We start from the raw sequence: 19548 nt of genomic DNA on the forward strand, positions 1-19548 counted from the left end.
AATCATAAATTGTTTTAAAATACATTGAGATTTCTTTTCAAATCTTTAATTTTGAAAAATGTTCAGTCAAAAACCAACCCTTTCTATTATTGTCGCAATTTTCAACCGAAAAGATGAACTTTTCGAGCTTCTTAATTCTTTAAATGCCCAAACTGATAAAGATTTTGAGATCATTATTGTAGACGACGGTTCTTTGATGGATTTAAAACCGACAGTTCATCAGTTTGAAGATATTTTGAATATTAAATATTTCAAAAAAGAAAATTCCGGACCGGGTCTGTCGAGAAATTACGGTTCTAAAAGAGCTGCAAATGACTGGTTGATTTTTGTAGACAGTGACGTGATTGTGGAGAAAGATTATATTGAAAATATTAAAAAGGATATTCTCGAAATTCCTTGCGATGCCTTTGGTGGTGCAGATAAAGCACATAAAGGTTTTAATCTGATGCAGAAAGCGATTTCCTATTCTATGACTTCTGTTTTTACTACAGGAGGAATCAGAGGGAATAAAAAAGCGGTTTCAAAATTTCAACCCAGAAGTTTTAATATGGGTGTAAAAAAAGAGGTTTTTGAAAAGGTCGGAGGTTTTTCAGAGATGAGAATCGGCGAAGATCCTGATTTATCGATGACGCTTTGGGAAAACGGTTTTTCTACAGCATTTTTCGATAATATTGCTGTTTATCACAAACGCAGGGTTGATTTTGGTAAATTCTCAAAACAAGTATATCAGTTCGGTTGTGCAAGGCCCATCCTGAATCAAAGACATCCAAATTATGTGAAAATTTCTTTTGCATTTCCCAGTTTATTTCTGTTAGGATATATTTTAGGATTTATTGAATATTTCTTTTTAAAAGGTGGAATTATCCTCTCTTTTTACGGGCTATACACCTTTATGGTTTTAATTCATGCCTTAATTGTTACTAAAAATATAGCAATCGCTGGAATGGCCGTCATCTCTACCTATATTCAGATGTTTTCTTACGGATACGGGTTTTTAAAATCCTGGATTTTGCTTAATGTTTTGAAAAAGAAACCTGAGGAAGCTTTTCCGAAACATTTTCATAAAAGTTAAACTATAATTCCGTTTTTAGATGTAATTGGATCCGGCAGTTCTGTCTCGCCGGTCATTTGAAGAAGGTCTATTTCAATTGTTCTGCAAATAGACAGCATCGGTATATCAAACATTAAACCTTCAAAAGGGTTTTCTGAGTAGTCTCCAACGAGTTCCATAATGATGTAAATCCATCCAATCGTGATACAAAATGGGATGGAAGCCCAGATTCCCCAGTCACCAAGCTTTGAAAATTCACTTACTAGACCCAAAGGAAGAAGCATGATAAAAATAATGTTAAAAATAAATGCAGTACTTGCAAACTGTCTTGGCAACGGGAATTTTTTGATTCTTTCTGCCTGTCCCTGCAACGTATAAAACTCAGTGAGACAATCCTGCAGCTGCATCTGATTGAAGTCTGAGATGGCGTTCATATTTTTAAGGTCATTGATATCTTTTCCCTGCTGGGCAACAAGGTAAGTTGCAAAATTTTTGTAGTGAGACTGCAGTTCACATTCTTCTTCAGATAAATATTTGTTCAGAAAAATAGGTGTTCTGCCGTAATCAGAAAATCCGGCTCTTATCAGTCTGTTCCGTTTCAGATCTGTATTTTTGATTTTGTCTTCCTCATCTTTAATGTGTTCCCATTCTGCAGGGATCAGACTTTGCTCACGGAAGGCATAAAGCCACGCAATATGGCGGTGTACGATTTTTTTTCTGCGTTCTTCCAGATCAAACTTCCCAACGTTTTCATCATTGGTATCGAAAGCATACACCATCGCAGCAAATGAGCGGCTGGTATTTACGATTCCACCCCAGACTTTTCTCGCTTCCCAGAGTCTGTCATACGCCTGATTGTTTTTAAAACCTACCAGAAAAGCCTCTGCAGTACCTATTAATGCCACAGGAACCCACGGAATAATCATCCAGTCCCAGTGATAAACATGAAAAAGTACGGCAATTAATGTACACCAACACGAAATGATGATTAGATGAAATCCTGATAAGTTGAATACCTTTTTATAGTTGACGTATTTTGTGGTGATCATTTGTATATAATAGTTTGTACAGCCAAGTTAACAAAAACCGTACAAAAAAACCTCTAAAAATAATTCAGAGGTTTTAATTTTTAATATTTCAACATTTCGTCGATTTTCTTAGTGAGTTTTTCAGCATTCGGAAGCATTTCCTTTTCTAAAATTAAATTAATCGGAACTGCGGGAGTATCCAGCGATCCCATGGTTTCGACAGGAGCATCAAGATGTTTAAAACAGTTTTTAGAAATCCTGTGTGCGAAAGCTTCAGCGAAGGAATTATTCAGTTGTTCCTCTGTTAAAACAATACATTTTCCGTGTGCTTTTACTCTTTCAAAAACCAATTCTTCATCCAGAGGAATGATGGTTCTTAAATCAATGACTTCCACTTTACCACCGAAGTTTTTTACAGCTTCTTTTGCCCAGTAAACCCCCATTCCGTAAGTGATTACGACAACAGTGTTTCCTTTTTTAACTTCATTTTCATCAGCTTCAATGACGATTTTTCCTTTTCCGAAAGGTAAAATATAATCTTCTGCCGGCTCGATGGCTTTGGCATCTTCAGTTCCCGGAACTTTGCTCCAGTACAAACCTTTGTGCTCCAGCATCACAACCGGATTCGGGTCGTAATAAGCAGCTTTCAGTAAACCTTTAAAATCAGCTGCGTTGCTTGGATAAGCAATTTTAATTCCTTTAATATTGGCTAAAATACTTTCAACACTTCCACTGTGGTACGGTCCGCCACCGCCGTAAGCTCCAATCGGAACCCTGATGATATTGCTGACAGGAAATTTCCCGTTGCTTAAATAATTTGATTTTGAAATCTCGGTAATCAACTGATTGATTCCGGGATAAATATAATCCGCAAACTGAACTTCAACAATTGGTTTCAAACCAACCGCACTCATTCCCGTTGTAGAACCGATGATGTAAGCTTCCTGGATTGCCGTATTGAAAACCCTTTTGCTTCCGAATTTCTTTCCTAATGTTACCGTCTCACGGAAAACACCGCCAATTCTTTCCCCAACATCCTGTCCGTACAATAAAGCTTCAGGATGCTTCCACATAATCTCCTGAATGGCATGAATTGCTGCATCCACCATCACGATTTTCTCGCCTCCTTCAGGTTCGCGGGTTCCCACCTCTTCTGTAATCGTAGTCGGTGCGAAAATATGCTGCATCACAGTTTCGGGCTTTGGATCTTCGGCTTTTTGAGCTCTTTCGAAGGCTTCTTCAGCTTCCAGTCTTGCCTTTTTTGTGATTTGTTTTAATAATTCTTCGTCTGTACCAGATTCCAGCAAATGATTTCTAAGGATATTTCCCGGATCTTTTGCTCTGTGTTTGGTTAAATCTTCCTCGTCTCTGTAGAATTCTCTTCGAACGCCTGAAGTATGATGACCAATTAAAACTGTTTTTGCGCAAACAACCAAAGGTTTTCTCTCGCTTCTTACAAAATCAACAGCTTTTTTCATCACTTCAAAACTTTGAACGAAGTCGGTACCGTCTACTCGCATTCTTCCTAAACCTTCAAAGCCTGCCACAAAATCGTAGGCATCTACAGTTCTCGCTTCTTCTTTGGTTACGGAAATTCCCCAATCGTTATCCTGAACTAAGAAAATGATGGGCAATTGGTGCAATGCTGCAAACTGAAGTGCTTCACTCACTTCGCCTTCCGTTACGGAATTGTCTCCTAAACTACAAACGACTACGGGATTGTTTTCAAACTCTTGCAGTTCAAAATCCTCAATATATTTGATTCCCTGTGCAACTCCCGTTGTAGGAATGGTTTGCATTCCGGTCGCCGAACTTTGGTGAATCATTTTCGGCATGTTTTCGTTTCTGCTCGAAGGGTGAGAATAATACGATCTTCCTCCCGAAAAAGGATCATCAGCTTTCGCCAACAATTGAAGCATCAACTGATAAGGCTCATAACCAATTCCCAGCAAAATACTTTCATCTCTGTAATACGGAGACACCCAGTCTTCTTTTTTCAACTGATAAGCCGTCGCCAACTGAATGGCTTCGTGCCCTCTCGAAGTACTGTGTACGTATTTACAAACATTTCTGTTTTCCTCATAGATATCTGCCATTGCTTTGGCAAGCATCATGTGGTTGTAAGCTTTAAGTAAAATATCCTGTGAAACTTTTTCGTGAAGTGTATTTTCCATAGAAGACAAATATACATAAAAAACAAAACACTAACAACCGTTAGTGTTTTGCATCGTATTCCAAGAAAGTTTAATTATTCTTTGATGACTTTTTTTGTAATGACATCTTTTCCTGTTTTTACTTCAATAATGTAAACGCCATTGCTGTACGATGAAAGATCAACAGAAACTTCACTACCGTTGATTTTACCGCTTTGAAGTATTTTACCGGTAAAATCATAAAGATTAAAAGTTGACCTTGAAGGTGCTTTAAATATCTTAACGAAATCCTTCGTTAAAGTGGGAGAAATAATGATTTCATTAGCTGTTTTTTTGACATCCTGTACGCCCAGGACTTCAGTATATCCTGAAACCATTATTGAATAATTAGATGGTGCATTTCCGCCATTATCATCTACTAATATTCCTTTGTTTGTAATTTCAATTCTGTAACTTCTGCCGGCAACAGGAGCGTCAATCACAACCTGTTCCACGTTATCAACCAAGTTGTCTCCCTTAGTTGCAGGCGTCATTGGAGCATTGGAATTCAATTTCCAGGGATAATAGATTGTATTATCTGTAGTGTCAATCAGTCTTAAATCTATATCATTAATTAATTTTGAAGATCTGTTGTTGAAGACATCATTAACAACCTGATAATTTGGAACATATCTTGGATCGAGCCAGCTGATTGTCACCTTCAATGGTTCTGAACCTGATGCTTTAACAGTCTTTGTGTTTGCAGTTCCACTTATTAAAGTTTCATCATTGAAAATTACAGTTCCGTTAGATTTGCCAACCAATAGCTCGGCTCCCTTTTTAGCATTTATAAAACCCCATCCAAAATGAGGATCAGGACCGATATTTCCTGCTTCTGATGCTGAATGTACCATTAAAACTTTAGCTGATGCAGCGTTCAATAAAGCATTATTGAATAGTTGCTTGTTTATCTGTGTCCACAAACCGATAATTCCAGTAACAATGGGAGCTGAAAATGAAGTTCCGCTTCCGCCAGCCCACGTCACACTTCCTGCAGCAGATGTGGCAGCATAATAAACATTGGTGCCTACTGTGGAAATGTCAGGTTTTATACCACCGTCATCACGAGGTCCTGCACTACTATAACTTGAATGAACAACATCACTCGCTGTTGTATAACGATTGTTATTCGTTGTTATGATATCTGTGGCACCAACAACAATAATATTTTTAGCCAAAGAACCCTGGCCAATACAGTCAAATCCCAAAGCGCAATTGTTTTGAGGGATTACGTCCGTCGCGGTAAATGCAACCGGACCGCTTCCAGTATTATAATATTTTGGAGCTGTGGAATTTTTTCCGGTGGGTCCCAGATTGTAATAGTTGCCGGAAGATTTTACGATAATATAAGCAGGATTATTGTATGCAATATAATCATAGTTGTGATCATTCGTATTGTAAGTTCCCTGATAATCATAAAAACTATTCCCTGATTTAAATCCGTTATATGTAAAAGAAGCATAGGTATTATTTGCATAAGTTTCTGTCCAGCCTGAATTTACACCGTAAGAGTGGTTTGAAATTAGGGGTTCTGCAATCAATATCTTTTGGAAAACAGAACTTGGAGATGTGGTTCCGGGAAGAGTTGTCGTACTGAACATGTAACTGTCCATCGTAGAGCTGATGGCGACACCTTTCGCATTTCCCACCAAAACCTGATTAGGTGGAGTTCCAGTAGAGAGATTTACTGATTTTCCACCGACAAAACTTCCTACACCCGTTGCGTGATCAGAATATGCTTGTGTGGTTGCTTCTTTATTTGTGATTCTATTTGGAATATTATCAAATGCTGTATGAGCTTCGTATATTCTACCACCATCAAAAATAGTGTATTTGATATTTTCACCGTTGAAAGCACCGGTTAAACCTGTAACATTGCCCGCTGTATTGAGTAAATCAGAATTGGAATTCTGAAGCTGCCTAAGATCTCCTTGTTCAAGAAAATAAGGTCCGGAAAAGTCAAAACCGGCTAAAGTACTTCTTTGAATTTCGATCTCTTTTAAAACTTCAGGAGATCTGTCATTTCCGTAGCGCTTTAAAATATAAGCATCAAATTTTTTATTATTATCAATATTCTGTCTTTCAAACTCAGTATTCAAACGCTTATTCTTTTGTGCACTTAATAAAGATAATCCTAATATGCTGACCAAAAGTAGGTGTTTTTTCATAATATTTAAAATTCTATTATTTTTAATATACAAATATATTATAATTAAAAAATCTTCACAAAAAAGGAGCTCAATAATTCGGAAAAATCTTGTAAATGAATAAATAACAGGTATAGAAAGCATGTAATAAAATAAACTTGTTACATTTTTTGTCAACAATTTTTGAAAAAAAATACACTAACTTTACATTCTTTTTTAAATAAAAGTCAGACAAGATTTATGTATTTAGTTTTTGACACCGAAACCACAGGTTTACCGAAGAATTTCAACGCGCCGCTTTCAGATTCAGACAACTGGCCAAGAATGGTTCAGATTGCGTGGCAGCTGCATGATGATAATGGGCAGTTGATTGAAAATCAGGATTATATTATTAAACCGGAAGATTACGATATTCCCTTTAACGCCGCAAGAATTCACGGAATTACCACAAAGATTGCCAATGAAGAAGGTCGTGATCTTGAAGAAATTTTAAACGAATTTGCCAAAGTTTTAGAACGAGTAAGGGTTGTTTCCGGACACAATGTGGAGTTTGATTACAATATCGTCGGAGCTGAATTTTTCAGGAAAAATATAAAGGACAATCTTCAGGAAAAGCCGAAAGCCGATACAATGATTCTCGGAACAGATTACTGTCAGCTTGGAGGTGGAAGAGGAGGAAAATACAAGTCTCCGAAACTGGAAGAATTGTATGAGAAACTGTACGGTCATAAATTTGATGAAGCGCACAATGCAGCAGCCGACGTTAATGCAACGGCTCAGGTTTTCTTTGAAATGATGCGTATCGGGATTATTCCGGCTGAGGTTTTAAAAACTTCGGAAGATCAGTTAGCGTATTTTAAAACCTTGCATCCCAATCCGATCAAACCTTTTGGAATTATTATCAGAAGGCAGGTTGCAGATTTTAACAATAAGAAAAAACAATCCGATGTCGGAAGTATTGATGACATCGATTTAGGAAGATATTTCAATTTTGATAACAAAAGTGTTTTCTCAACGCTGACGGCGACTTCCAGCATTAATGATTTAATTAAAAAAGCAACAGACGAAAATTTTCCTGCAGTCGGCATGGTCGATTTGGGAAATATGATGGGAGCTTTTAAATTTGTTTCGGCAGTTGAAAGTGCAAATGGCGACCGTTCAAAAAAACATAAGGAATTTTTAGCCAAAAAACAGGAAGCAGAAGAAAACGGAACAGAATTTAATGAAACTGAACCCGTTTCAGAACCTTTGATTCCTGTTGTAGGCTGTGAATTTTATATTTCAGACCGCTACGAGCAAAAACAGTTTACCAAAGACGATCCGGACAGAAGAACGCAGGTTGTTTTGCTGGCAAAAGATTTTAACGGATATAAAAATTTAGCCAAACTTTCAAGTATTGGTTTTCTGAAAGGATTTTATTTCGGAGTTCCAAGAATCAGCCGTGAAGTGATCGCTGAATATAAAGAAGGATTAATCGCTTTAACTTCCGGTATCAACGGAGATATTCCTGATGCTATTTTAAACACAGGTGAACAGAAAGGTGAGGAGCTTTTCAGATGGTGGAAAGATACTTTTGAGGATGATTTTTATGTTCAGATTCAAAACCATAAACTGCCTGAAGAAGAGCATTTGAATGATGTTCTGTTGCATTTTGCAGATAAATATGATGTTAAAATTTTAGCTCAGAATCAGACTTATTATACCAATAAAGACGACTCGAATATTCAGGATATTGTAAGCTGTATTAAAGATGGTGAAAAACTGTCAACGCCCGTCGGTAAAGGCTTCGGAAAGAGAAGAGGTTTGGCTGCGGGAGAGTATTACATTAAAAATGCACATGAAATTAAAGAAGCTTTTCTAAATTATCCCGATGCTTTTGACGCTTACGAAGAATTTACGGCAAAATTCAGTCCTTATACTTTAAAAAGAGATGTTCTACTACCTAAATTTGATATTCCAGAACAGTTTATTCATGCTGAGGACGAAATTGATGGCGGAAAACGCGGTGAAATGGCATATCTCACGCATTTAACTTATGAAGGAGCCAAAAAAAGATATGTTGAAACCGGAATTACGCCTGAAATAAAGGAACGTCTGGATTTCGAACTTGAAGTCGTTGCCAACACCGGTTATCCCGGCTACTTTTTGATTGTGCAGGATTTCTGCAACGAAGCCCGTAAAATGGGCGTTTGGGTTGGTCCGGGACGTGGTTCTGCGGCAGGTTCGGCAGTTGCATACTGTACGGGAATTACCAATGTGGATCCCATTAAATATGATTTGCTTTTCGAGAGATTTCTGAATCCTGAAAGGATTTCCATGCCCGATATTGATATCGATTTTGACGATGAAGGTCGTGATAAAATCATCAAATGGGTTGTAGAAAAATATGGTAAAAATCAGGTGGCTCAAATTATTACTTATTCGGTTTTAGGTGGAAAATCCGCTATTAAAGATGCAGGGAGGGTTTTGGATTTACCAATTCCGGATACGAATAATATTGCGAAACTCATTCCGCCAAGTCCGGGGATGAATATTGCCAAAGCTCTATCTAAATATGATAAACTGAAGCCTGAAGATCAGCAGCTCGTCGACGAGATGAAGTATGTTCTGAACACACCGGATGATGCCCGCCACGACGTTTTGGCAAGTGCCAAAAAAATGGAAGGCTGCATCAGGAATACCGGAATTCATGCCTGCGGTGTAATTATTACGCCTGAAGATGTGAGTAATCTTGTTCCGGTGACGATTGCTGCGAAAGACGCAGATATTTTGGTGTCGCAATTTGATAACTCAGTGGCAGAAAGTGCCGGACTTTTGAAGATGGACTTTTTGGGTCTGAGAACTTTAACTATTATTAAAGATGCTTTAAAATTAGTCAAAGCCAGACACGGAATTGATATCGATCCGGATTTAATTCCACTCGAAGATGCTAAAACGTATCAGTTATTTAAAGAAGGAAGAACAGTCGGGATTTTTCAGTATGAAAGTCCGGGAATGCAGAAGTACATGCGCGAGCTGAAGCCTACGGTTTTTGCTGATTTAATTGCCATGAACGCCCTGTACAGACCGGGACCGATTAAATATATTCCAAATTTTATCAATAGAAAACATGGTATCGAAGAAATTGTTTACGATTTACCCGAAACCGAAGAGTATTTAAAGGAAACCTACGGAATCACCGTGTATCAGGAGCAGGTAATGCTTTTATCTCAAAAATTAGCCAATTTCACAAAAGGTGAAGCCGATACTTTGAGAAAAGCAATGGGTAAGAAGCAGATTGAAGTTCTGAACAAAATGTACCCAAAATTCATTGAAGGCGGAAGAAAAAATAACCTCGATGAAGGCCCTCTCGAAAAAATCTGGAACGACTGGAAAGCCTTTGCTGAATATGCTTTCAACAAATCTCACTCTACCTGTTATGCGTTTATTGCTTATCAGACAGCCTATTTAAAAGCCAATTATCCGGCAGAATATATGGCAAGTGTGATGAGCAACAATATCAACAATACCGAATCGATTACCATGTTTATGGAAGACTGTAAAAGTATGGGCGTCGACGTTTTGGGTCCTGATGTAAATGAATCTCATTACAAATTTTCGGTGAACGAAAAAGGTCAGATCCGTTTTGGATTGGGGGCAATCAAAGGAATAGGTGAAGGGCCAAGCGAGGGGATTACTAAAGAAAGAGCCAACGGAAGATTTAAAAATATTTATGATTTCTTCGAAAGAATTCTGCCTTCTCAAATGAACAAAAGAGTGGCGGAAAGTTTAGTGGTTGCGGGAGCGTTTGATGAGTTGGATTCCTTTCACAGAGGTCAGTATTTTGATATTGATATGGCGGGAAGAACCAATCTGGAAAGATTAATTAGATACGGACAAAGCTTTCAGGAAAGTAAAAATGAGATGGAAAATTCTCTTTTTGCAGATTTTGCAGAGGAAGTTCAGATTGAGCAGCCAAAACTCGCGCCTTGTCCGGAGTGGCCGAATATGCACAAACTGAATAAGGAAAAAGAGACCATTGGCTTCTATCTTTCTGCGCATCCGCTGGATGAATTTAAGTTTCAATATCAGTTTATGCAGGGAAGTTTGTCTAAAAAAGCAGTTTTGGAAAAAGACGAAGAAGCAAAAGTAGTTACCGATGAAGTTCCGATTCTTGAAAAAGATTCGGTAGACGAAGTGGCAGATTTAATTGAAATTGTTTCTGATGATATTGTTGCAGGTGAAGAAGAGGAAATCATTGAAGAAGTGACCAAAAAAGCTGAGCCCAAAGGTGTTTTCGGATTTTTAAATCTTGATGAAGTTGATGCTTATAAAGAGATTGCGTTCGCCAATAAGCAGGAGGAACTGTTTGAAGAAAAGAAAAAAGACTGGAAAACCATTCAGAAAGAAAGAGAAAACGGCGGTGGCGGCAAAGAATATACCGTTGCCGGTTTAATTACAGAATATGTTGTGAAAGACGGTTTCAGAAGCGGTGAGAAAGTGGCATTTCTAACTTTGGAAGATTATTCAGGATCCTATTCTTTCAGGTTAGGGGATAGGGATTATATGAAATTAAAAGAAAAGCTTGAAGTTCAGCGTTTTGTTATTTTAAAGATAAAATTTGCACAAGTAAAAGATGGGCGGGTTTTTGTGAATGTAAATGATGTGATTGAATTGCAGGAAGCTTTTGAAAAATTTGCCAAAAGTATTTCTCTGGTGATGGATGTGATGGATTTCCGCCCTGAAGATTTGAGTTTCTTTAAAAATTTATTAGAAAGAAATCCGGGAAATCAAAAGTTGAAATTTTATATAAAAGATGTGGATGATGATTTAAATGTTCAGCAAATTGAAGTTCAGTCGGCAAGACATCAGGTCAATTTAAACGGGGATTTAATAAAAAATATTCAGTTGATGAATAAATATGAGTTTTATCTCAATTAATTACATTATAATAATGGTATAAAAGTGGTTTTTTTTGACCACTTTTTTTATGAAAAAAAATTAAAAAAACAGACAATATATAAGATGATCATGAATATTTAAGTTTGTTTAATAATAAAAATACGTTTGGGAACTGATTGAAAATCCTCAGTATCACGATTAAAACCTTAATAATAATTAAATGTTTGTTTAAAAAATATTCAAAATTTTAATATTTTTAAGATTTTTTAATAAAAAATTTTGAAGTTATACAGAATGTGAAATAAATATTTATTAAATTCACCCCCTTAATTTAAATTTTGTAAAGTATGAAAAAACTTTTATTGATGTGTATGATGGCTCTCGGAGTAGGTACATCTGCACAGATTCTTCTTTCGGAAGGATTTGAGGGTACAACACTCCCTCCGGGATGGACATCCTCGGCAACCCCGGCAAGTGCCGCACAAGGGGTCACATTGAGTATGTGGACCGGCGGTACTGCCTGTTCCGGGACTAAGATGGCATATCGAAATCTGTACGGCTCTGTAACTTCACATAGTATTGTCTATTCTTCTGTGAATTCCAATGCTACCGATCTTGCCTATTCTTTTAAATATGCTGCTAAGGGCTTTAGTACAAGTGGTTCTATTAAGGGTACTGTAATTTGGGAATATTCTGTGGATGGTGGAACTACATGGGCTTCTTTGGGTACTCCAGTTGCCCTAGATAGTCCAAATGCATCGCCTGTACCATGTACTACGATCTCGGGCGTTATTCCCGGTGCATCGATTCCAGTAGGTGCAGACTTTAAATTCAGACTTACAGGTACTTATACTTCACCAGCAGACTTCTATCTCGGATTTGATGATGTGCAGCTTACTCAGGTTGTTACTGCTCCTCCGGGATGCACTACTCTTTCTGCTCCGGCAGCGGGAGCGACAGGTGTTTCTGTGACCCCTTCTTTAAGTTGGGTTTCTGCCGTAGGAGCTACACAATACCTTTTGAATATAGGTACGTCGCCTGGCGCTACAGATGTTATCAATGGTCAGAATGTGGGTAACGGAAATTCCTATACTTTGCCTGCTGCAAACACACTTAATTATTCTACAACCTATTATGTACGGATAATCCCGACCAATAATCTGGGGAGTAATGCAAACTGTCCGGAAGTCTCTTTCACAACGTTAGCAGTTCCGTGTCCGTCAGTAAGTGCTCCGTCAAACAATTCCATTAATGTGAGTGTAACACCTACAATTACGTGGACAGCAGTAGCGGGTGCAACCGGATATAGGCTTTCTGTGGGAACAACGTCGGGAGGAACTGATGTTGTTAATAATGCAGACTTAGGAAATGTTTCAACTTATCTGTTTACATCAAATCTGAATTACAGTACAGATTATTATTACACTGTAAATTCTTATCAAGGCACTGCGAGTAATTCTGCATCATGTACAGTAAGAAAATTTACAACAAAAGCAATTGATCCTGTAAATGACAATTGTGCAAATGCTACAACTGTAACTGTAAATCCTAATTTGTCCTGTACAGCAGTAGTTTCTGGAACTACGCTAGGTGGAACAGCTTCAGGTGTGGCTTTAGGAACATGTACAGGAAGTGCCGATGATGATGTCTGGTATAAGTTCGTAGCAACTTCCACAGCACACTCAATTCAATTGAAAAACGTTGTATCTGTAGGAAATACTTCATCTACTAGTTTGTATGCACAAGTTTTAAGTGGAAGCTGTGGCTCTTTAACAAGTGTCAGATGTATTACTTCAAACACGAATTACAGTTATCTTGGGAGCTTGACGGTTGGCCAAACTTACTATGTAAGAGTATATAATTCCGAAGCTAATACTTCCAGTTCAGTTTATGCTAATACTTTTGATCTGTGTATTGGGACACTCCCTGCAGCTCCTGCAAATGATGAGTGCTCGGCTGCAGCAAATTTGGTAGTGAATTCTACTTTAAACTGCTCTTCTCCGGTTGCAGGAACGACTTTACAGGCAACAAGTTCGGGTGTAGCGGTAGGAACATGTACAGGAAATCCTGACGATGATGTTTGGTACAGCTTCACTGCGGTTGGTACTGATCACACGGTGCTTTTGTCTAATGTGACGTCTGTAGGTTCATCATCGTCTACAAGTTTAAATACTCAAATATTTAGTGGTGTTTGCGGAACATTAACTAGTATTAAGTGTGGAACTACAAATACAACAGTAGTAAATGGTCTTACGCCAGGAGCTTTGTATTATGTAAGAGTTTATAATTCTAATGCAAATACAGCTACTGCTTTGTATGCAAATACATTTAATATCTGTATAGGAACGCCGCCGCCGCCGCCAGCTAACGATAATATTGCTGGAGCTTTCACTTTAACGGTTAACCCAGATTATGCCTGTGGTACTGTAACGCCGGCAACAACAGAATCTGCAACAGCATCTACACCTGCTCCATCATGTACAGCAGCAGGAGCTAATGATGATGTTTGGTTCAAGTTTATTGCTACTAATGCTGTTCATAGAGTTAGTTTAGCTAATACTTCAGGTTCGGCAGATATGAATATGGTTGTATATGGAGCAGATGGAACAACTGAGCTTACATCTGCTGTGGGAGGTGCATGTGCTAATGTAAGTACTAAGAATTTAACAGGTTTAACAGTAGGTAATACCTATTTTGTAAGAGTTTATACTAATAGTTCTTCATCAACAACTATTTCAAGTTTTACTGTTTGCGTAGGAACGCCACCTCCGGCACCTGTTAATGACAATATTGGTAGTGCAATAAACCTTGTACCAAGTGCTACAGGAATTTGTTCTTCATCGGTAACTGGAACGACGGTCTCTGCTACACAGAGTGCTGGAGAAACAGCTCCTACCTGTGCAGCAACTGCTATAGATGATGATGTGTGGTATAGTTTTGTGGCATCTTCCACGACGCATTTTGTGAATGTAGAATATGCAGACAATGCTACGGTAACGCAAGTGTATTCTGGCGCACCTGGGTCATTAACAGCAGTCGCCTGCTATTCGGGAAATTATGGTAATTCTAACCTTCTTCTTAATTCTTTAACCGTTGGAAGTATTTATTATGTAAGGATTTATTCTGCATCAACCACATCTTCTACAAATTCAAACTTTAATATTTGTGTTACAACTCCTGTGGTACCAGCAAACGATTTAATAGCAGGTGCATTACTGTTAAATTCTTGTACCGGAAATGTAATAAGTGGTAACAATGCTGTAGCAACTAATGATACCCTTCCTGCTTCTTCTTGTGGATCAACAACAAATTACAATTATAAGGGAGTATGGTTCAAAGTAACTCCTGCGTTATCTGGCGCAGTAACAATTGATGCTTGTGGTAGCAAATTTGATACTTATCTGAGAGTGTATTCTGATAATGCAGGAACATTAACTTGTGTAAATAATACTTCCGGTGTAGGATATGCTGATTCTGGTTGTGCAGTTACCGTAAATAACGCATCTAAACTTACTTTTAATGCGGTAGCAGGAACTACATATTATGCTCTATTATCGTCGTATAGCGACACTAATTTTGGAAATTACTCAATTACAGCGACTCAAGACTGTTCATCACTGGCAACCACCGATGTAGCAACTACCAAATTAGATGATATCAAAGCTTATCCAAATCCATTTGCGGATGTATTGACAATCTCTGACGTAAAAGATGTAAAATCAATCATGATTTCAGATATCTCTGGTAAGATTGTAAGAACAATTACAAAACCTGAATCTACACTTCGTTTAGCTGATCTTAATTCAGGAATGTATTTAGTGATTCTAAATATGAATGATGGATCAAGACAGACTATCAAAGCAATTAAAAAATAGACCTTAATAATCTATTTATATTTGGGCGGCAACTGATTATTCAGTTGCCGCTCTTTTTTTTACCTAATTAAAAAGATTAAAAATATCATAGTTGTTAAAAAACACTTTCATGTTTAGATATTTTTGAAGCCTAGAGGGTGGTTCTTTCCATAACAGATAAATTGCAGAAAGCGCCATGAATAAAGGCTCTTGATTTTAAATGATGTGAAATTTATTCCTGTATGATGAATTATTTGTTAAATTAATTGATGTTTTATTAATTATTAGTTAATATTTTATTATATTTAAGTTCAAATTTTTTAATTTAATAAGTATGAAGAAAATTCTATTAGCATGCCATTTACTGCTAGGTGCAGTACTTTTGGCTCAAGTCTCTTACACGCAGGATTGGACAGCCACAGGACTTAACAGCTGGACTGGTGTTTCCGGTGGTGGATCTTTCTCAAGAATTACCAATGCTGCTCAGATATGTGGAACAACCGCAGGAACTATCCGTAGTGAGCAATATTACGGCACTACTGGACAATTCACTTCGCCTGCTTTGACAGGTAACAATGAAGGAATGATTACGATGGCTTTTGACTATAAAATTACAGACTATTACGCTCCCACTACCGGGGCAACAAGCGGTACTGTTGGTATGATAAAAGTTGAATACGCATCGTCAGCTACCGGACCGTGGGTTACTGCACATACTATTGATAGCTCAAACCATGTAGTAGCGGGAACATGTGCAACGAAGACTGTTACATTTAACCCGTCTGCAGGAGACTTGTTTGTTCGGTTTAATATTACTTCAGCATCGAGTGCCGATGTTTATTATTACTTCGATAATGTAGCTATTTCTCAAGGTGCTGCTCCTACTTGTTCTGCACCATCTAATGTTGTTGCTTCCGGTGTAACTCTGAATTCTGCAAATATTGCATGGACTGCTCCTGCGTCTGTTCCTGCATCGGGTTACGAATATTATCTTTCAACTTCATCCACAAGCCCTGTGGCTACAACTCCTGCCACAAATACAAGCGCTACGAATTCTCTCCCTTTATCAGGATTACCTGCTAATACTACTCATTATCTGTGGGTGCGTTCAGTATGCAGTACAACTGATAAAAGTGCGTGGACAACCGCTGCCACATTTACAACACCTTGTGTTTCGGTTGGAATTCCTTATAACTTGGATTTTAGCACTGTTACAGTTCCGGCACTACCTGACTGTACGATGACTGTAAATGATGGATCAGGAAACGTATGGACTACTTACAATCTTAACTCGGGAGGTTTTGATGGCAATGTGTTAAATTACATTTATAATGGAGCAAATGCTGCAAATACATGGTTTTACACTGACGGAATAAATTTGACGGCCGGTACAAACTACAGAATTAAATATAAATATGGAAATGCAAGTGGAGCAACCTATCCTGAAAAACTGAAAGTAGCATACGGTACCGATCGGGCAAGTTCTGCTATGAACACAGTCTTGGCAAATTATCCAAATGTAGTTAATACAACAGCTAATAGTGTGTTTGTTGATTTTACACCACCTTCAACAGGCGTGTATTACTTTGGGTTTCAAGCTTATTCTAATGCGGATATGAACAGGTTGTATGTAGATGATATTAATGTGGATCTTGCTCCCACATGTGGCGAGCCTTCTGCAGTAACAGCATCAGCTGTTACGACTAATTCTGCTACTGTTGGATGGGCGGCGCCTCCTACGGTGCCTGCAAACGGATACGAAATATATTACAGTAATTCAAATACACCTCCAACGTCAAGTACTACAGCTACTTTAACAGGGATTACTGGTAATTCTCAAACTCTAACTCCATTGGCAGAAGGTACTCAGTATTTTGTATGGTTGCGTTCTGTATGTTCTACGACTGAGAACAGCGCTTGGACCACAATGACCACTTTTACAACTCTCTTTACGCCACCGACAAATGATAATTGTTCTGCTCCAACACTACTTACGGCTGGATCATCATTTGATCAAAATCCGTTTACCGGAACTACAGTTGGTGCTACCACAACTACAGATGCAACAGCAACACATACTTGTCAGCCAACCGCATACAAAGAAACATGGTATACTGTAACTGTTCCTGCAGGCGGAAATCTTACTATTGAGACAAAATCTGCAACTGGCTCTCTTGTTACAGATACTGTGTTAGGAGTGTACACAGGTTCTTGTGGAAATCTTGTACAGGTAGGATGTGATGACGATACATCTGATGATGGTAATTTCTCTAAAGTTGTTCTTACTGGGCAGACGCCTGGAACGGTCCTGTTGATAAGTGTTTGGAACTACTCAAATAGCACTAATGGTACTTACAGAGTCTCGGCGTACGACGCTTTAGATCCTACTTTGGCAACTTCTGAAGTAAAATCTAATCAGGATTTAATTAAAGCATATCCAAATCCTTTCACCGACGTGCTTACAATCTCAGATGTGAAAAATGTGAAATCTATTGTAATTACAGATATGGCTGGAAAAACAGTCAGAACATTTAACAAAGCAGAATCTACACTTTATTTAAATGACCTCAATGCAGGAATGTATTTTGTGATTTTAAATATGAATGATGGTTCTAAACAGACGATCAAAGCTATAAAACGCTAATTAGCTTTTTTATGGATTATGTAAGCCGGCAGTTTTATTACTGTCGGCTTTTTTTTAAATTTAGTTAACATAATTGTTTTTATGTTTGAACTTTTTATAAATTTGTACACATATTTGTAAATATTCAACATGTATAAACATTTATTATTGATTTTATTGTTTTTAAGCTTTCGTTTTGTTGCTCAAACATACTGTGTACCACAGTTTTCTGATGGGTGCGATAATGGTGATCAAATCGTCAGCTTCTCAATTCCTGCCGTTTCATTTTCTCATGCGGATACGGGATGCTCGCAAAACAGTTTTGGTAATTTTACTTCACAGATTATCAGTTTGAATGCCGGAGTAAACTATAATTTCAGCATTACCCATGGTTTCAGTGATCAGAATATAAAAATCTGGATTGATTTTAATAATGACGGAGTTTTTACAGATGCTGCGCCAGAGTTGGTGGCTTCAGGAGTGAGTACCGCAGTCGCTAATGAAGAAATTACTTCGGGTACAATTAATATTCCGGTAAACATACCTTCAGGAAATTACAGGATGCGTGTAGCAGACAGGTTTGACGCTCCTCCGATTCCGTGTAATATCGATGGTTATGGGGAAGCTCATGATTATACTGTTGCAGTTTCGGCGGCTCCTCTTTGTCTTGCACCATCTAATCTCACGCTGTCAAATATTACTGCAACTTCTGCACTTCTATCCTGGAGCATTTCATTAAGCACACCATTGTTAGGTTACGAATATTATCTTTCTACAAATCCTGCATTGCCGGCACCGTCAGTACAGGCAGCAGGAAGCTCTTTGACGCTCAGTACTTCAATAATATTGGTGCCATCCACAACCTATTACGTGTGGGTAAGATCAGTTTGTACACCAACGAACAAAAGTGCATGGTCGGCTTCTGCGTCATTTACAAGTTTGTGTGCTGCAATCACGCCCACCTATAGCAATACTTTCACTGTTTTTCCGGGGAATTGCTGGCAACAGGTGTCGGGTGGAACTTTATCTTCCGGCTCAACAGGTAACAACATCTATTGGCTTGAGGATGGATTTCTAAATGTAAATTATACAGGTGCAGCAAGAATAAATTTATTTGATCAGAACAGAGCCGGTTGGTTGAAATCTCCCTTTTTTAACTTGTCTTCAGGTAACTATAGAGTAAAATTTGATTATGGTCTTACGGCTTTTAATCAGACCACACCTTCAGCAATGGGTTCAGATGATATCATCCATTTTGCAATATCAAATGATGGCGGAGTTACATGGATACCGTTGCAGACGTGGACGGCGGGTAACAGTCCATCTAATACCGGAAGTCAGTTTTCGCTCAATCTTAATTCATACAATTCTGCCAATACGGTTTTTGCATTTTATGCGTCGGATGGAGCGGTAACAGATTCTGAGGATTATGATTTTTTTGTTGATAACTTTACTGTTGAATCTATTGGAAGCTTGGCAACAGCCGAAAATCTGAATATCATTAATGAAATTCAGATTTATCCAAACCCTTTTACAGAAGTTTTAAATATTAAAAACTTTGATGAGGTTAAGTCGGTTTTTGTAACAGATTTTAATGCTAAAACAGTTAAAAGATTTGAAAATTTCAGTTCAAATTTAAATCTCAGCGAGCTTTCCTCCGGCGCCTATCTTTTAGTATTAAAATTAAAAGACGGAACGCAACAGACGAAGAAAATAATTAAAAAGTAATTTTATTAAAAAAAACAGGTGACTGTAAAAAAGTCACTTGTTTT

Annotated in this window: 8 protein-coding genes; 5 read left to right on the forward strand and 3 right to left on the reverse strand. The window is 37.9% G+C overall.

Annotated elements, in window-relative coordinates; all coding sequences use genetic code 11:
• Nucleotides 1-58 precede the first annotated feature (58 nt).
• Entirely contained in the window at nt 59-1072 is a 1014-nt protein-coding gene (locus NG809_RS15150; RefSeq protein ID WP_262152043.1) for a glycosyltransferase, read from the forward strand.
• Here NG809_RS15150 and NG809_RS15155 read toward each other — a convergent pair.
• The 3 genes from NG809_RS15155 to NG809_RS15165 all read right to left on the reverse strand — a co-directional run bounded on the left by NG809_RS15155 (nt 1069) and on the right by NG809_RS15165 (nt 6439).
• On the reverse strand, nt 1069-2100 hold the full coding sequence (locus NG809_RS15155; protein ID WP_262152045.1) for a bestrophin family protein: 1032 nt from the start codon (nt 2098-2100) through the stop codon (nt 1069-1071). The two genes, NG809_RS15150 and NG809_RS15155, sit on opposite strands and share 4 nt — an antisense overlap.
• An 80-nt stretch (nt 2101-2180) precedes the next feature.
• Nucleotides 2181-4253, reverse strand: a complete 2073-nt coding sequence (locus NG809_RS15160; RefSeq protein WP_262152047.1) for an alpha-ketoacid dehydrogenase subunit alpha/beta — start codon at nt 4251-4253, stop codon at nt 2181-2183.
• Nucleotides 4254-4327: 74 nt separating this feature from the next.
• Nucleotides 4328-6439, reverse strand: coding sequence for a S8 family peptidase (locus NG809_RS15165; RefSeq protein ID WP_262152048.1), 2112 nt, complete (start codon nt 6437-6439; stop codon nt 4328-4330).
• A 219-nt stretch (nt 6440-6658) separates the two neighbouring features.
• On the opposite strand from NG809_RS15165, the gene dnaE reads away from it, so the two are divergent.
• From dnaE to NG809_RS15185, 4 genes are all read left to right on the forward strand, one after another.
• Nucleotides 6659-11338, forward strand: coding sequence for a DNA polymerase III subunit alpha (gene dnaE, locus NG809_RS15170; RefSeq protein ID WP_262152050.1), 4680 nt, complete (start codon nt 6659-6661; stop codon nt 11336-11338).
• A gap of 308 nt (nt 11339-11646) precedes the next feature.
• Nucleotides 11647-15174: a T9SS type A sorting domain-containing protein gene (locus NG809_RS15175; RefSeq protein ID WP_262152051.1), complete on the forward strand. Its 3528-nt coding sequence runs from the start codon at nt 11647-11649 to the stop codon at nt 15172-15174.
• Nucleotides 15175-15487: 313 nt separating this feature from the next.
• Nucleotides 15488-17797 carry a fibronectin type III domain-containing protein gene (locus NG809_RS15180; protein WP_262152053.1) on the forward strand — a complete coding sequence of 770 codons (2310 nt, stop codon included), beginning with the start codon at nt 15488-15490 and terminating at the stop codon, nt 17795-17797.
• A 129-nt stretch (nt 17798-17926) separates the two neighbouring features.
• Nucleotides 17927-19504 (forward strand): GEVED domain-containing protein, encoded by a 1578-nt coding sequence (locus NG809_RS15185; protein ID WP_262152055.1) that lies wholly within the window; start codon nt 17927-17929, stop codon nt 19502-19504.
• The last annotated feature ends 44 nt before the right edge of the window (nt 19505-19548 follow it).

Source organism: Chryseobacterium foetidum (assembly GCF_025457425.1).
In the GTDB taxonomy this organism is placed as follows: domain Bacteria; phylum Bacteroidota; class Bacteroidia; order Flavobacteriales; family Weeksellaceae; genus Chryseobacterium; species Chryseobacterium foetidum.

Excerpts from the sequence above, each read along its gene's own strand:
- NG809_RS15175 (WP_262152051.1), top strand. The coding sequence starts at position 11,647 with ATGAAAAAACTTTTATTGATGTGTATGATGGCTCTCGGAGTAGGTACA.
- NG809_RS15185 (WP_262152055.1), top strand. The coding sequence starts at position 17,927 with ATGTATAAACATTTATTATTGATTTTATTGTTTTTAAGCTTTCGTTTT.
- NG809_RS15150 (WP_262152043.1), top strand. The coding sequence starts at position 59 with ATGTTCAGTCAAAAACCAACCCTTTCTATTATTGTCGCAATTTTCAAC.
- NG809_RS15155 (WP_262152045.1), bottom strand. The coding sequence starts at position 2,100 with ATGATCACCACAAAATACGTCAACTATAAAAAGGTATTCAACTTATCA.
- NG809_RS15180 (WP_262152053.1), top strand. The coding sequence starts at position 15,488 with ATGAAGAAAATTCTATTAGCATGCCATTTACTGCTAGGTGCAGTACTT.
- dnaE (WP_262152050.1), top strand. The coding sequence starts at position 6,659 with ATGTATTTAGTTTTTGACACCGAAACCACAGGTTTACCGAAGAATTTC.
- NG809_RS15165 (WP_262152048.1), bottom strand. The coding sequence starts at position 6,439 with ATGAAAAAACACCTACTTTTGGTCAGCATATTAGGATTATCTTTATTA.
- NG809_RS15160 (WP_262152047.1), bottom strand. The coding sequence starts at position 4,253 with ATGGAAAATACACTTCACGAAAAAGTTTCACAGGATATTTTACTTAAA.